Source organism: Variovorax sp. GW821-FHT09D05 (assembly GCF_059416325.1).
In genome coordinates, this window is sequence record NZ_JBWKOZ010000014.1 from 169,283 (window position 1) to 182,417 (window position 13,135).

Sequence of the window (13,135 nt, forward strand, 5' to 3'; positions counted from 1 at the left end):
CGGAAAGGTCGTATCGCAATGAGCACGATGGCACTCTCCCGCCACAGCTGGTGGCCCTGGGCCCGCCGCGCGGCGATGTGGGGCTTCTTCGCGCTGATCGCCTGGCTGCTCGTGCGGCAGGCGCGCACCATCGATTGGGAAGAGGTGCTCGACGCCATTCGCGCGCTGCCTCTCATCTTCCTGCTCGCAGCCGGTGCGCTGGCGGCCTGCAGCTTTGCGCTCTACAGCACGTACGACCTGCTGGGCCGGCACCTGACGCGGCACCGGCTCGGCACCGGCACGGTGATGGGCGTGACCTTCATCAGCTACGCCTTCAACCTCAACCTCGGTTCGCTGGTGGGTGGCGTGGCGTTCCGCTACCGGCTGTATTCGCGCCTGGGGCTTGCGAACGACACCATCACGCGCGTGCTCGGCTTCAGCATGCTGACCAACTGGCTCGGCTACCTCGTGGTGGCCGGCACGGCCTTCTGCTTCTGGCCGATGACGCTGCCGCCCAACTGGAAGATCGACGGCGAGGGCCTGCGCATCCTCGGCGCGGTGCTGCTGATGGCGGCACTGGCCTACCTGGTGCTGTGCGCCACGGCACAGGGACGCACCTGGCGCGTGCGCGGCCATGCGTTCAAGGTGCCGGGGCTGCCGATGGCGCTGCTGCAACTGGCCATGTCGTGCACCAACTGGTCGCTGATGGGCGGCGTGATCTGGTTCCTGCTGCAGGGGCAGGTCGGCTACGCGCAGGTGCTCGCAGTGCTGCTGGTGGCGGCGGTGGCAGGCGTCATTACCCATGTGCCGGCGGGGCTCGGCGTGCTCGAGGCGGTGTTCGTGGCGCTGCTCGCGCACGAGGTGCCACAAGCGAAGCTGCTCGGCGCGCTGCTGGCCTATCGCGGCCTGTATTACCTGCTGCCGCTGGTGGTGGCCACGCTGGGCTATCTGGTCACCGAAGCGAGGGCCAGGCGGCTGCGCGTGCCGGCGAGGCCAGGGCGCTAGAAGTGACAGGCGTAGCGCAGCCGGTGCATCTCACGATGTGACTTCTGAATGCATGAAGTGGGAATAAGTCGGCATCATTGGTTTCCGCCGCGTTCGATATTCGATCAGCACGTAATTTCCACATCGGAAAGCGGGACTTGATCAACAAAAATGCGGAGTCAGGTTTGCTGCACTGCAACATCTGCAGCCTGCGAAGCCTATAGTGGTCCGACCTCCTCCAAGCGAAATCGCACTGCCCCACATGTCGTCTCTTACATCCGCCGCCCGTCTGGCCAATCCGCTCATGCAGTGGCTCGACCTGGCGCTCAAGACCAACGAGATGCTGCTGTCCTCCGGCTCGGTGATCCGCATCCGGACCGAACGCATCGCCAAGGCCGGGCTCGCGCCCAGTGCGGCCGACCTCGCGGAATTCCAGCTCATGGGCGACGAGAAGCTCGCGGCCGCGAGCGAATCGGGCATTGCGATGGTGAAGCAGTGGCACCGCAGCCATTTCTCGCTCGCCAACCGCGTGCTGCAGCAATGGGTTCAGAGCACGACGGCTTTCTTCTCGCTGGCGGGCAGCGTCACGCCGGCCCAGGCGGCAGCGCATGGCGACGCATTCGTGCAGTCGGCAGCCGGCACGGTCAACGCAGCGAGCCAGTTCCCAGGCATTGCGGTACGCATAGCGCGCGAAGGCCTCAAGCCGATTCACGCAGCAGCCACCTCCAACGCCCGCCGGCTGGCCGAGCTGGAATCCTGATCGAGCGGGCCAGGCCGCTCAGGCCTTCGCCGGCACCAGCGTCAGCAGGGTGATTTCAGAAGGCGCGCCAAAGCGCTTCGGCGGGCCCCAATAGCCGGTGCCCCGGCTCACGTACACCCACATGTCGTGCAGTCGGTGCAGGCCCGCCGTAAAGGGCTGCTGCATCGGCACGAACAGGTTCCACGGAAAGAACTGGCCGCCGTGCGTGTGGCCCGACAGCTGCAGCTGGTAGCCGGCAGCTGCAGCCAGCACCGCGCTGCGCGGCTGGTGCGCGAGCAGCACGCGCGTGTGCACCAGCGGCGGTGCGTCATGCAGCGCCAGGTGCGGATCGCTGGCATGCGCAGCATCGAAGTGCCCGGCGGTGAAGTCGGTCACGCCGGCCAGCACCAGCGCGCTTTCGAACAGCTCTTCGTCGGTCTGCGCGCCGCGCACGTTGCGCGTCTGCAGCACCACGTGTTCATTGAGCAGCACCTTCAGGCCCAGCCGGCGCAGCTCGTCGATCCAGGCATGCGCGCCCGCGTAGTACTCGTGGTTGCCCGTGACCACAAAGGTGCCGTGGCGCGCGCGCAGCCCGGCCAGCGGCGCGATGTGCTCGCGCAGTTCCGGCACCGTGCCGTCGACCAGGTCGCCGGTGATCGCGATGGCGTCGGCGCCGAGGCGGTTCACCGCATCGACGATGCGTTGGATGTAGGCGCTGCGGATCGTCGGCCCCACGTGGATGTCGCTGAGCTGCGCGATGGTGAAGCCTTCGAGCGCCTGCGGCAGGCCCTGGATGGGCACGTCCACCCGCTTCACGCTGGCCGTTCGGCGCGCATTGAGAAAACCGATTACCGACGTGGCCGTGGCCATCGCCAGCACCGCCAGCGCGCTCCATGGCCGCAGGGCGTTCCATTGCACCTGCACGCCGCCCAGCGCGCTCGCCAGCCAGGTCAGCAGCAGGCCCGCATCGCGCACCAGCGTCAGCACGAACATCGACGAGAACCAGCCCATGCTGATCAGGCCGACCCACTTGAGTACCTCGCCCGTGGAGACATCGCGCCCGATGCGGCGCGATGCGAAAGGCAGCGGAATCGTCACCGCCGACACCACCAGCGCGAGCAGCGCCAACGGCCATGCGGGCGTGAGCATGGCCAGCGCGGGCAGCAGGCGCAGCGCTATATAGACATGCAACAGCGCGGTCAGAGCGCTCAGGGGACGGATCGGCATCGGGGCAATGGGTTCGGGCACTGCCCGGGATACACCACCTGCAAGGCGCATGCCGCGCATTCAAGATACCGGGAGGCGCCGCAATCGCTATTTTTTCTATAGCGCAAGGCGCCCGGATAGCAGGCGTTATGGCCTGGTGGAGTTAACAAAGCGGGTGCCGGCCGGATGCGGTGCCGGCGCCCACTTTCGCCGCGCTACTGCACCGTGCGCGTGCTGGCCGAAGCCATGTCGGTGCCCGCCGGCCAGACGAAGGTCGCCTTGGTCGGCGCGCCCTGCAGAACGTGCAGCGGCTGCTTCAGCACCTGGCTGCCGATCCGCGCCTCGACCTCGTAGTTGCCCGGGTCCAGCCGCGCCACCATGAACGGGCCGCCCGACACCACGTTGTCGAGCAATGCGACACCGCTGCTGTCGCGCACCGTCACGTGCACATTGGCCGCGAAGTCGGCGCCCTTGCTGTCCTTGACAGCGAACTCGAAGGTGGCGGGCCAGCGCGGCGACACCGTCTCCATCAACTGGGCCTCGTCGCTGCCGATGCCGCCGCTCATGTACTCGACGCCGTGCGCCATGTAGATCGGCGGGTTCACCGCCGCCTGGGCCGACGAAAGCGCGCCGAGCAGAACGGCGCCGCAGAACACCGCGGCCGCCAGCGGCCGCATCGTGCGCGATGATGGAAAACGGGGGGTCATGGTCTGGATCCTTTCCTGGTCGTCGTGGCGAGAAGCCACGGTGCCACTGTGCGGCGCGTGGCTTAGGAAAGGCTGACCGGCCCGCCAGGCCGGGTAGCGGAGCGGCCGACCGCTCAGCGGGCGGCGGAAGTTTGCGCGAGAGCCTGCGTCTGCGGCAGCGCCGGCGTCACCGAAGCCATGTCGAAATTCGACGGCCAGACGAACGACGTGCGCGCCGGCATGCCGGCAATCACCACCAGCGACTGCGTCAGCGTGAGACCGCCGAGCGTCACGTTCACGTCATAGGCGCCCGGATTGAGGCGCGCCAGCATGTAGGGGCCTTGCGACTGCACGTCCATCACGACCTGGCCCGTGTATTTCTGGCGCACCTCGATCAGGGCCTTGGCCGGAAAGCCAGCCACCTGCGCGCCCTTGCCGTCGCTCACGCCGAACTCGATGGTCGCGGCCCAGCGCGGCGACACCATTTCCATGAATGCGGCTTCATCCCTGGCGGCGCCACCGCACATGTATTCGATGCCCTGCGCCACCTGGATGGGCGGGTTCGAGAACGCATGGGCCGAAGTCACGGCCCCGAGGAATGCTGCTGTACCGCCCAATACCAGCGCGGCCAGGGGCCGGCGGAGACGCGTAGGGTTCATTGCTGTGTGGTCCTCGATCTTGCGTGACGTGAAATCCGTCGAGGATTTTGCTTAGCAAGAGTCGGGCTAGATATAGCGTTTACGAGGAACGATCTTCGGATTGGAACTGAATGCTATTGTTTTCATAGCTGATGACGGCCGTGTGACGCGCGTGTGGGCTACTTTTACTAACAGACCTCACGGAAACCCTGATCCGTGCTTTTTCGCCGCGTCATGCGGCGTTTTGGCGTCTGAATCCGCAAACGTGCAGGGGTGCGCGCCTACAGCGGTGCATCGCGGCGCGCGATATGAACTGCTGAACGGACACACGGAGCTTCAGCCATGACCCTCGAATCGACGATCGAAGAGTTCAAGAAAGTGGACGCCCGGCGGGCGGGGACGTTGCAGAGCGGGGGCCCGGCATGGCCGCGGCACTGAGCGGGCGGCCGGAAACCGGCCTCGGGTCGCAACGCTATTGGGCGCCGTGCCTGGCGTTGGCGTTGCTGGCGGTGTTCCTCTTCTACGTGGCACTGACGGACTTGCTGAGGGAGCGCGCGGCGCGAGCGCCTGTCCAGGCGGCCGTGGTCCCTGCGGTCGCTCAGTCGCCGCTGGCAAACGCTCGCTCAAGCGATGCACTACCGGCGACTTCGGCTGCCCTGCCCGTTCGGGCATCCGCCTTGCCGGCCTCGCCATCCTCCCCTTCCGATGTGTTGTCAGTAGCGGCAGCGCCTGCCCGCTCTGCGGTGACCAAGTGCGTCACGCCTTCCGGCACGGCCGAATATTCAGACGGCCCCTGCACCGAAGGCTCGCAGGTCTCGACTCTGCACCTCCAATGACAAGCGCCCGGCAGGACGTGTCCGCGGCGCCCGAAGCTAAGGCGAGATCGCTTCGCAAAACTCCGCCGTAGTGACCACGGTCGCCTGTTTCGTAAAGATCTCGCGCAACAGGAACTCGTTCACCTTGGCATCCGGATCGGCGCACGCGTCCGACAGGACGATGAGCCGATAGTCGAGGTCGTGCGCCTCGCGAACCGTGGAAAGCACCACGCCACTGGTGTGTACGCCGGCGAGCACCAGGGTTTCGATGCCCGCGCGCTGCAGTTGGGCATGGAGGTCGGTCGTCGAGAAGGCGCCCACCCGCGTCTTGCGAACAATGATGTCGCCCGGCGCGGCGCCTAAATCCGGATGGACGGCGGTCGATGGGGAGTCGAGATGCATATGGGCGCCCGCCGCCTTGACGCGCGCGCCCATGGCACTGTGCCCGGGAAAGCGCTCGAGGTCGGACGCATCGAAAGCCACGCGCACGAAGCCCACCTTCGCGCCTCGCGAGCGCATCAACTGCTGTACCGGCATGATCTTCGTGAACAGCGTTGCCGGATCGGGAAGGAAGCCGAGGATGCCGGGCTGGTAGTCCATGACCAGCAGCGCCGATCGCTGGATCTCTGCGGTTGAAAGCCTGTTCATGGCACTGCCTGGGCCTAGATGTAGAGACGCTCGAGCGCGTCCCATTGGGGTTTGCCGACGAGGCGCTGGCGCTCGGCGAAAGGGGCTACCAGCGCGGGATCTTCCTCCAGGCGTTTGTCGTCGCGCAGGGCGGTGAGCGCTCTCTGCATGCCGGCCACCGCGCCCTGCAAGGCGGCGTTGGCGTACAGCACGAAGCCGTAGCCCAGCGCGCCCAGCTCCTGCGCACCGAAGGTCGGCGTCTTGCCGCCGATCACCATGTTCATGAGCTGCGGCTTGTTCAAGCGTTGCGGCATCGCACGCACTTCGTCGGCCAGCGTCACGGCTTCGACGAACAGGATGTCGGCACCGGCCTCGCTGAACTTCTGCGCGCGCTCGATGGCGGCCTCGAAGCCGTGCACGGCGGCCGCATCGGTGCGGGCCATGACGAGCAGGTCGCTGTCCTGCCGGGCGTCGACAGCTGCCTTGATCTTGCCGAGCATCTCGTCGGTGTCGATCACCGCCTTGCCCGAGAAGTGGCCGCAGCGCTTGGGGCTGACCTGGTCTTCGAGCTGGATGCAGTCTGCCCCCGCCCGCTCGAGCACGCGCACCGTGTGGCGCACGTTCAGCGCATTGCCGAAGCCGGTGTCGGCGTCGACCAGCAGCGGCAGGTTCACCGCGTCGCGGATGCGCGCCGTGTGCTCGGCGATCTCGTGCAGGCCCATGAAGGCCTGGTCGGGCAGGCCAAGGTACATGTTGGTGACGCCCGCACCGGTGATGTAGATCGCCTCGAAGCCGAGGTCTTCGATCACGCGTGCCGACATCGCGTTGAACGCGCCCGGTACCAGCACGCCGCGGCGTGCCTCGGCCAGCCGGCGCAGGGTTTTCTTCGGAGATTCGTTGGTCGTGCTCATGGGGTTCTCAGTCTTCCTTCATGCCGGTGGCCTTCACGACGCCACCGAGCCTTGCGCGCTCTTCGTCGACGAACTTGGTGAAGCTCGCACGCGTGCCGCCGATGGGCTCGATGCCCATGTCCTTCAGGCGCTTGGCCGTCTCCGGCGACTTCATGGCTGCGTCGATCGCAGCGGCCATCTTGTCGAGGATGGCGTCGGGCGTGCCGCGCGGCGCGTGCACGCCGGCCCAGTGCGCGATGCGGATCTCGGGGAAGCCCTCTTCAGCCGCCGTCGGCAGCTCGGGGTAGGCCGAGATGCGCTGCGTCCACGTGCCTGCCAGTGCCTTGAGCTTGCCGCTCTTGATGTACGGCAGCACCACGATGCTGGCCTCCGACGTCGCTTCGACCTGGTTGCCGAGCACCGCGGTGATCGACTCCGAGCCGCTCTTGTAGGGCACCACGTCGAGCTTGCTGCCGTACTTCGTCTCGAGAATGCCTTCGACGAAATGCGGCGTGCTGCCGGTGCCCGCCGTGGCCCAGTGGAAGCCGTTGCCGGCCTTCTTCGACGCGGCGACGAACTCCTTCAGATCCTTGTAGGGCGCGTTGGCCGGCACCACCACCACCGAGGGCGCCAGCGCGATCATGGCCACCGGCACCAGTGCCTCGTCTTTGTAGGGCATGTTCTTCTTGATCATGCTGTTCGACACCACGCCGGCCGCGCTCACCAGGAAGGTGTAGCCGTCGGGCGCGCTCTTGGCGACCACGTCGGCGCCGAGGATGGCGCCCGCACCGGGCTTGTTGTCGATGATCACCGGCTGGCCGAGCTGCTTCGATGCTCCTTCGGCCGCGGCGCGCGCCATCAGGTCGTTGGCACCGCCTGCCGAGAAAGGCACGACGAGCCGGATCGGCTTGGTGGGCCATGTCTGTGCTTGGACGCTCAGAGATAGCGTGCAAGCCAGGGCGGCGGCGGTTGCGCATGCCACTGCAGAAAGGCGACGGAAGTTCACGGTTGGCTCCTGGTTATTTGGGAAAGCAAGACCACGGGGGTCTTATCCAGGGTGCGCAAGCGCTATGCCATAGACCGGATTCGCAAGTGGTTGGATTTAAGTCATTGATCCAAAAGGAATTTATGACTTTCCTCGGCAGTCAGTCCACGCGCGATGTTTCAAATTCATTTCACTTTTGAAATCATAAAATCCGTCGAATGAACGCACTCGTCCTGCCACCTGCCCATTCGTCCGCCGCGCCTCGCCGGCCTCGCATCGTGGCCGTAGCTCGCCACCGACTGGGCCGCGTGCTGGTGCGACTGGTACCCGAGGTGGCGGCGCAGGCGCAAATCGAACTGGTAGGTCTTGCCTTCGACGAGGCCGTCGAAGCGGTGCGCGAACTGCATGCGCGCGCACCGGTCGATGCGGTGGTGGCGGCAGGTGCCAGCGGCGAATGGCTGCGCCAGCATCTGGACATCCCGGTGGCCATGGTGGAGGTACGCGGCTTCGACCTGATGCGTGCGCTGGCGGCCGCGCGCGCCCTCTCGCCCCGGGTGGGGCTCGTGTCGTTCGACGGTCCCTCGGAGCATCTGGCGCAGCTCGACGCGCTGTTCGGCATGGGCATTGCCCAGTTCAGCTATCGGGGCGCCGACGATGCCCCCGCCTGCGTGGAGGCGCTGCGCGCGGCTGGCGTCCAGGCAGTGGTCGCGCCCGGCCTGGTCGCCGACCTGGCCGAGCAAGCCGGCATCGCCAGCGTGCTGATGTATTCGGACGATGCCGTGCGCCAGGCGCTTCAGGACGCCATCCATCTTGCACGCCACAGCCTTGCCGAGCGGGCGCGCCACGAACGGCTGAACACCGTCCTCGGTCAGCTGCAGGACGGCGTGGTCGCGGTGGACTTGCAGCAGCGCATCGAGGCGCTGAACCCGGTCATGGCGGAACTGCTGGGAGCCTCCGTCCAGGAACTGGCGGGCCGCGTGCTGGGCGAAGTGGAGCCCGTGCTGGACCTCGGCGCCACGCTGCGCCTGCGCGAGGCCCCGGCCGAGGAGGTGCTGCAGATCGGCATGCGTACGCTGGTGGTCCGGCGCGCGCCGGTCATGGAAGGAGGCGAGGTCACCGGCGCGCTGCTCGTGTGCCGCGACCCGGCAGTGATCCAGCGCGCGGACCGCCACCTGCGCGCCAACCAGCGGCAACGGGGCGCACCCACGCGATACCGGCTTGAGGCATTCACAGGCAACAGCCCCCTGGCGCAGCGCGTGCGCGAGCTTGCCGCGCAATGCGCGTCGAGCGAGGCTACGGTCCTCATCGTCGGGGAGAGCGGCACCGGCAAGGAGCTCGTGGCGCAGGGCATTCATACCGCCAGCCGGAGAGCGACGCAGCCGTTCCTGGCCGTGAACTGCGCCGCCCTGGGAGAGAGCCTGCTGGAGAGTGAGCTGTTCGGCTACGAGGAAGGCGCCTTCACTGGCGCGCGGCGCGGCGGCAAGACAGGCCTGGTTGAAGCCGCCCACACGGGCACTCTGTTTCTCGACGAGATCGGCGACATGCCCGTGGCGCTGCAGACCCGGCTGCTGCGCGTGCTGCAGGAGCGGGAGGTGCTTCGCCTCGGGGCGACCGCTGCCGTACCGGTAGACCTGCGTGTGATCGCGGCCACACATGCCGACCTCGCATCCCAGGTGGAGCGCGGCCTCTTCCGGCGCGACCTGTACTACCGGCTCGCGGTGCTGCGCATCGAGATGCCTCCTCTTCGCGATCGCGAAGCCGACATCGCGCTCCTGGCGGCCGAACTGATGGCCCGCCGCGCCGGCAGGGCTGGCGTACCGGCAGCGCAGGCATCGGCCTGGCTCGCCGCTTTGCTGGAACTGGCCGCGGGCTACGGTTGGCCTGGCAACGTGCGCGAGCTGGAAAACCTGATCGAGCGCCTGCTGGCTTGTCACAGCTACCTGGCGCCCGCCGGCAACCTGGACCGAGCCCGCCTGCTGGAGGTATTTCCCGAATGCACCCAAGCTCGCCCGGCGCCCGTGCGCGAACGCCTGCTGAAGGGCGCACGACGCGCTGCCGAACTGCGTCGCGTGCGCGAGGTGCTTCAATCGGTGCAGGGCGACCAGGCCAAGGCCTGCGCCGTGCTCGGCATCAGCCGCGCCACGCTGTGGCGGCGGCTGCGCGATGAAGAGTCGGCGACGGACGCTGGTCCCACGCCAAAGAAAACGCGCGCCTTGTAGGTTCTCAAATTAGTTGAGGAATCGTGATTAGGGCCATCAACAGGTTAAGCGCCGGCAGCTGGCTGTGGGCACCCCCGCATAGCTACAAATGCGGCGCTCGCTGTCGGACAGTTCCTAACCATCCTGGCAGCAGCCTCGCGTCTGGCCTGCGGGGTTAGCGCTTTACCCGAAGCCCACCTTCAGCGCTTCTTGAGCTTGGCGTTCTCGCTCTCGATCTCCCGCAGCCGCGGGGCTTCGCTGGCCTGCATGCCGTCGAACTCGGCACGCCACTTGTAGAGAAGGTCGCATCGCTGAAGCCGCCAAGGCTGCACAGTTCCTTGAACGACCTGCTGCCCTTGACCCTAGCGACTCAGGCGGGTGGGATCGACGCCAACAGTGCCGCTTTTGTTTTATTAACAGGATTAGCTGGGCGCCAATGCGACATCTGGCCCTGCTTATGGATCCTTGGACTTCACACTTCACATCACACAGTTGTGTCGCGTAGATGTGACGGAAGAGCAGCCAAAGGAGTTTGGAAGCGGTAGTTCCCCAGACCCCTCTCTCATTTCTAAAACAAGAGGGTTATTACTAGGAAAAGTTGAGCGATGGTTAGTAAGTTTGCTCGCTTTCCGCTTTTCTTCCCTGCCTTTAGAGTGCTTCCAATTACAAGAAGGTAGGGAGGAAGCGACAAGTATTCGATCTCAGAATCGAGATTTGTCGATCACACCTGCTCACTCCGATGTTGCGGTCATCGCCGCATCCTTTCTTTTTCTCGGACACACAGTGAGTCAATCATCATGGCAGTAGACATGTTCATGCGCGTCGAAGGCGCGAACGGTGAGTCGAAGGACTCGAACCACAAGGAATGGACGGACATCAAGTCGTTTGCCTGGGGCGCGACGCAGCCCGGCAACATGGTCAGCGGTGGTGGCGGCGGGGTTGGCAAGGCCAGCTTCAACGACCTGCAGGTTCTGGCGCGCATCGACAAGGCAGCGCCTTCCGTGCTGAAGAACTGCGCGAGCGGCAAGCACCTGAGCAAGGTGGAAGTGTCGGTGTGCAAGGCCGGCGGCTCGCAGATCGAGTACACGCGCGTCACTCTCGAGGAAGTACTGGTCACGTCGGTGCAGTACACGGCCGAGCAGGGTTCTGACGCCGTGTTTGTGCAGTACTCGTTCCAGGCCGCGAAGGTCAAGCAACAGTACTGGGAACAGACCGACAAGGGCGGCAAGGGCGCCGAGACGGTCCTGGGCTGGAACATCAAGGAAAACAAGGAAGCCTGATTCACGTGCCGGCCATCGGCACTGGATTCCAGACCGAGCGGCCGCCCACTTGGTTTGCAGTTCGAAGGAACTGGCGAGGGGAGCCCAAGAGAATGTCCCGTAGTTTCATCGCCCACCATTCGCAGGGCGAGCGCCTCGTGTTCCGCTCGATGATGGGGCAGGAGCGTATCTCCAGTCTTTTCGAATACCGAGTCCGGCTGATCGCTGACACGCCTGGCATCACTGCCAAGAGCATGCTCGGCGAGGACATGAGCGTCGAAGTGAACCTCGCGACCGAACTAGGTGGTGCCGGTCAGCGCTTTCTGAGCGGGCAGGTGGCGCAGTTCACCTACGTCGGCAAAGATGATGGTGACAAGCATGTCTACGAGGCCGTGCTGAGGCCGTGGCTGTGGTACGCGACGCGGCGCTCCGATTTCAAGATATTCCAGTTCAAGACCGTGCCTGAGATCCTGCACGAGGTGCTCGCGCCCTACGGCTTCGCTTTTGAAGACAAGTTCAGCGGCGGCTACCGCAGTTGGGACTACTGCGTGCAGTATGCGGAAACCGATTTCAATTTCGTCAGCCGCCTGATGGAGCAGGAGGGGCTCTACTACTACTTCGAGCATGCGCAGGGCAGCCACAAGATGGTGCTGTGTGATGGCATGACCTCGCACGTTTCCCTGCCCGCTGGTCCCACCAAGGTCCCATACCATGCGGGCGTCCTCGCGGCCCAGGTTCTTGAGCAAGACTTCATCGATACCTGGAGCCACAGTGAAGACGTCGCGTCGGGGCACTATGCGAGCGATGACTACGACTTCAAGAAGCCCAACGCCAAAATCGACAGCCTGCATCGCCAGCCCGCAGGCCACAGCCAGGATAGCTACGAAATCTATGACTGGCCTGGTGGCTACACGGAATCTGGAGACGGTGAAAACTATGCGCGCGTGCGCATGGAGCAGCAAGGTGCGCGGCGCGAACTCGTCGATGGCCAAGGCAACTTGCGCCATCTGGCCTCTGGCTACTTGTTCGATCTCGCGAAGCACCCCAATGACGGTGAGAACAAGCGCTACTTGATCGAAGCCGTCAGTTGTGACTTCGAGGAGAACGCATTACGTAAGGATGGCGCGACGCACGCGGCTTACAGCGAAGGCACCAGCAGCACGCGCTATCGCCAGACATTTCAAGTGCTACCCGAAAGCGCCTTGTATCGTGCCGTGCGCAGTACGCCCAAGCCGCGTACCACGGGCCCACAGACCGCAGTGGTCGTCGGACCTTCCGGCGAGGAGATCTACACCGATCAGTACGGGCGCATCAAGGTGCAGTTTCACTGGGACCGCTACGGCCAGAGGGATGAGAACTCTTCGTGCTGGATCCGTGTATCGCAAACCTGGGCTGGAAGCAACTATGGCGCGATGCACATCCCGCGCGTCGGCCAGGAGGTGATTGTCGACTTCCTCAATGGCGATCCGGACTATCCGATCGTCACGGGTTGTGTCTACAACGCACTGCAGATGCCGCCGTGGGACCTGCCGGCCAACAAGACCCAGAGCGGCACGCTCACGCGCTCTTCGCAGGGCGGCACGCCCGACATGGCCAACGCGATCCGCTTCGAGGACAAGGCCGGGGCGGAAGAGCTGTGGCTGCATGCGCAGAAGGACCAGCTCACCGAGGTCGAGAACGACGAGACGAAGTGGGTCGGCAATGACCGCACCAAGACCATCGACGGCAACGAAACCAGCACCATCCACAAGAGCCGTACCGAAACGGTGGACATGGCCGAGAGCATCACCATCGGCGGCTCCCGCACCCGCACCGTGCGCGGCAGCGACACCGTGCTGGTGGGCGCGAGCAAGTCGGACTCCGCGACAACCACCTACACGATGGAAGCGGGCACGCAGATCCGGCTGGTGTGCGGCCAGAGCGTGATCGAGCTCAACGCGAGCGGCCAGGTCAATCTCACCTGCAAGTCGTTCAACATCACGGCCACCGAGAGCGGCCAGATCAACACGCTGGCGCAGATCCTCGACCTGAACATGCCCGGCGGCGGGCCCGGCACCTCACCCGGCGGCGAAGGCCAGGAGGGCACGATCCGCGGCAAGGTCGATGCCCAATTTCCGCCGGAGGCCTGA

At 65.4% G+C, this 13,135-nt stretch carries 12 protein-coding genes and 1 pseudogene; 6 read left to right on the plus strand and 7 right to left on the minus strand.

What is annotated here, in order from left to right; translation table 11 throughout:
* Positions 1–18: 18 nt before the first annotated feature.
* Positions 19–984, plus strand: coding sequence for a lysylphosphatidylglycerol synthase domain-containing protein (locus AC07O3_RS31425; RefSeq protein ID WP_177192762.1), 966 nt, complete (start codon positions 19–21; stop codon positions 982–984).
* 241 nt (positions 985–1,225) lie between these two features.
* Positions 1,226–1,723, plus strand: a complete 498-nt coding sequence (locus AC07O3_RS31430; protein ID WP_093057143.1) for a polyhydroxyalkanoate granule-associated phasin — start codon at positions 1,226–1,228, stop codon at positions 1,721–1,723.
* Between the two features lie 18 nt (positions 1,724–1,741).
* Here the strand turns inward: AC07O3_RS31430 and AC07O3_RS31435 are convergent, their stop codons facing one another.
* The 3 genes from AC07O3_RS31435 to AC07O3_RS31445 all read right to left on the minus strand — a co-directional run bounded on the left by AC07O3_RS31435 (position 1,742) and on the right by AC07O3_RS31445 (position 4,253).
* The gene (locus AC07O3_RS31435) at positions 1,742–2,989 is read right to left on the minus strand and encodes a metallophosphoesterase (RefSeq protein ID WP_495341199.1); all 1,248 of its coding nucleotides are present in this window, start codon (positions 2,987–2,989) and stop codon (positions 1,742–1,744) included.
* A gap of 134 nt (positions 2,990–3,123) precedes the next feature.
* On the minus strand, positions 3,124–3,615 hold the full coding sequence (locus tag AC07O3_RS31440) for a hypothetical protein (RefSeq protein ID WP_093057145.1): 492 nt from the start codon (positions 3,613–3,615) through the stop codon (positions 3,124–3,126).
* Between the two features lie 113 nt (positions 3,616–3,728).
* Positions 3,729–4,253 carry a hypothetical protein gene (locus tag AC07O3_RS31445; RefSeq protein ID WP_093057146.1) on the minus strand — a complete coding sequence of 175 codons (525 nt, stop codon included), beginning with the start codon at positions 4,251–4,253 and terminating at the stop codon, positions 3,729–3,731.
* Between the two features lie 401 nt (positions 4,254–4,654).
* Here AC07O3_RS31445 and AC07O3_RS31450 point away from each other — a divergent pair, with 401 nt between their 5' ends.
* Positions 4,655–5,068, plus strand: coding sequence for a DUF4124 domain-containing protein (locus AC07O3_RS31450; protein ID WP_495341200.1), 414 nt, complete (start codon positions 4,655–4,657; stop codon positions 5,066–5,068).
* A gap of 36 nt (positions 5,069–5,104) precedes the next feature.
* Here the strand turns inward: AC07O3_RS31450 and AC07O3_RS31455 are convergent, their stop codons facing one another.
* The 3 genes from AC07O3_RS31455 to AC07O3_RS31465 are packed head-to-tail and all read right to left on the minus strand — an operon-like array spanning position 5,105 to position 7,546.
* On the minus strand, positions 5,105–5,695 hold the full coding sequence (locus tag AC07O3_RS31455) for a cysteine hydrolase family protein (protein ID WP_495341201.1): 591 nt from the start codon (positions 5,693–5,695) through the stop codon (positions 5,105–5,107).
* A gap of 14 nt (positions 5,696–5,709) precedes the next feature.
* Entirely contained in the window at positions 5,710–6,585 is an 876-nt protein-coding gene (locus tag AC07O3_RS31460; RefSeq protein WP_495341202.1) for an isocitrate lyase/PEP mutase family protein, read from the minus strand.
* A gap of 7 nt (positions 6,586–6,592) precedes the next feature.
* Positions 6,593–7,546, minus strand: coding sequence for a tripartite tricarboxylate transporter substrate binding protein (locus AC07O3_RS31465; protein WP_373423618.1), 954 nt, complete (start codon positions 7,544–7,546; stop codon positions 6,593–6,595).
* Positions 7,547–7,767: 221 nt separating this feature from the next.
* Between AC07O3_RS31465 and prpR the strand changes: the two genes are divergently transcribed.
* Positions 7,768–9,768 (plus strand): propionate catabolism operon regulatory protein PrpR, encoded by a 2,001-nt coding sequence (gene prpR / locus AC07O3_RS31470; protein ID WP_495341203.1) that lies wholly within the window; start codon positions 7,768–7,770, stop codon positions 9,766–9,768.
* 185 nt (positions 9,769–9,953) lie between these two features.
* Here prpR and AC07O3_RS31475 read toward each other — a convergent pair.
* Positions 9,954–10,087 (minus strand): annotated as a pseudogene (locus tag AC07O3_RS31475) (transposase); the annotation flags it as partial.
* A gap of 457 nt (positions 10,088–10,544) precedes the next feature.
* Between AC07O3_RS31475 and AC07O3_RS31480 the strand changes: the two are divergent.
* The gene (locus AC07O3_RS31480; RefSeq protein WP_093057155.1) at positions 10,545–11,027 is read left to right on the plus strand and encodes an Hcp family type VI secretion system effector; all 483 of its coding nucleotides are present in this window, start codon (positions 10,545–10,547) and stop codon (positions 11,025–11,027) included.
* A gap of 92 nt (positions 11,028–11,119) precedes the next feature.
* Complete coding sequence (locus AC07O3_RS31485) at positions 11,120–13,135, plus strand: type VI secretion system Vgr family protein (RefSeq protein WP_495341210.1); 2,016 nt, start codon at positions 11,120–11,122, stop codon at positions 13,133–13,135.

Excerpts from the sequence above, each read along its gene's own strand:
- AC07O3_RS31425 (WP_177192762.1), top strand. The coding sequence starts at position 19 with ATGAGCACGATGGCACTCTCCCGCCACAGCTGGTGGCCCTGGGCCCGC.
- AC07O3_RS31430 (WP_093057143.1), top strand. The coding sequence starts at position 1,226 with ATGTCGTCTCTTACATCCGCCGCCCGTCTGGCCAATCCGCTCATGCAG.
- AC07O3_RS31435 (WP_495341199.1), bottom strand. The coding sequence starts at position 2,989 with ATGCGCGGCATGCGCCTTGCAGGTGGTGTATCCCGGGCAGTGCCCGAA.
- AC07O3_RS31440 (WP_093057145.1), bottom strand. The coding sequence starts at position 3,615 with ATGACCCCCCGTTTTCCATCATCGCGCACGATGCGGCCGCTGGCGGCC.
- AC07O3_RS31445 (WP_093057146.1), bottom strand. The coding sequence starts at position 4,253 with ATGAACCCTACGCGTCTCCGCCGGCCCCTGGCCGCGCTGGTATTGGGC.
- AC07O3_RS31450 (WP_495341200.1), top strand. The coding sequence starts at position 4,655 with ATGGCCGCGGCACTGAGCGGGCGGCCGGAAACCGGCCTCGGGTCGCAA.
- AC07O3_RS31455 (WP_495341201.1), bottom strand. The coding sequence starts at position 5,695 with ATGAACAGGCTTTCAACCGCAGAGATCCAGCGATCGGCGCTGCTGGTC.
- AC07O3_RS31460 (WP_495341202.1), bottom strand. The coding sequence starts at position 6,585 with ATGAGCACGACCAACGAATCTCCGAAGAAAACCCTGCGCCGGCTGGCC.
- prpR (WP_495341203.1), top strand. The coding sequence starts at position 7,768 with ATGAACGCACTCGTCCTGCCACCTGCCCATTCGTCCGCCGCGCCTCGC.
- AC07O3_RS31480 (WP_093057155.1), top strand. The coding sequence starts at position 10,545 with ATGGCAGTAGACATGTTCATGCGCGTCGAAGGCGCGAACGGTGAGTCG.
- AC07O3_RS31485 (WP_495341210.1), top strand. The coding sequence starts at position 11,120 with ATGTCCCGTAGTTTCATCGCCCACCATTCGCAGGGCGAGCGCCTCGTG.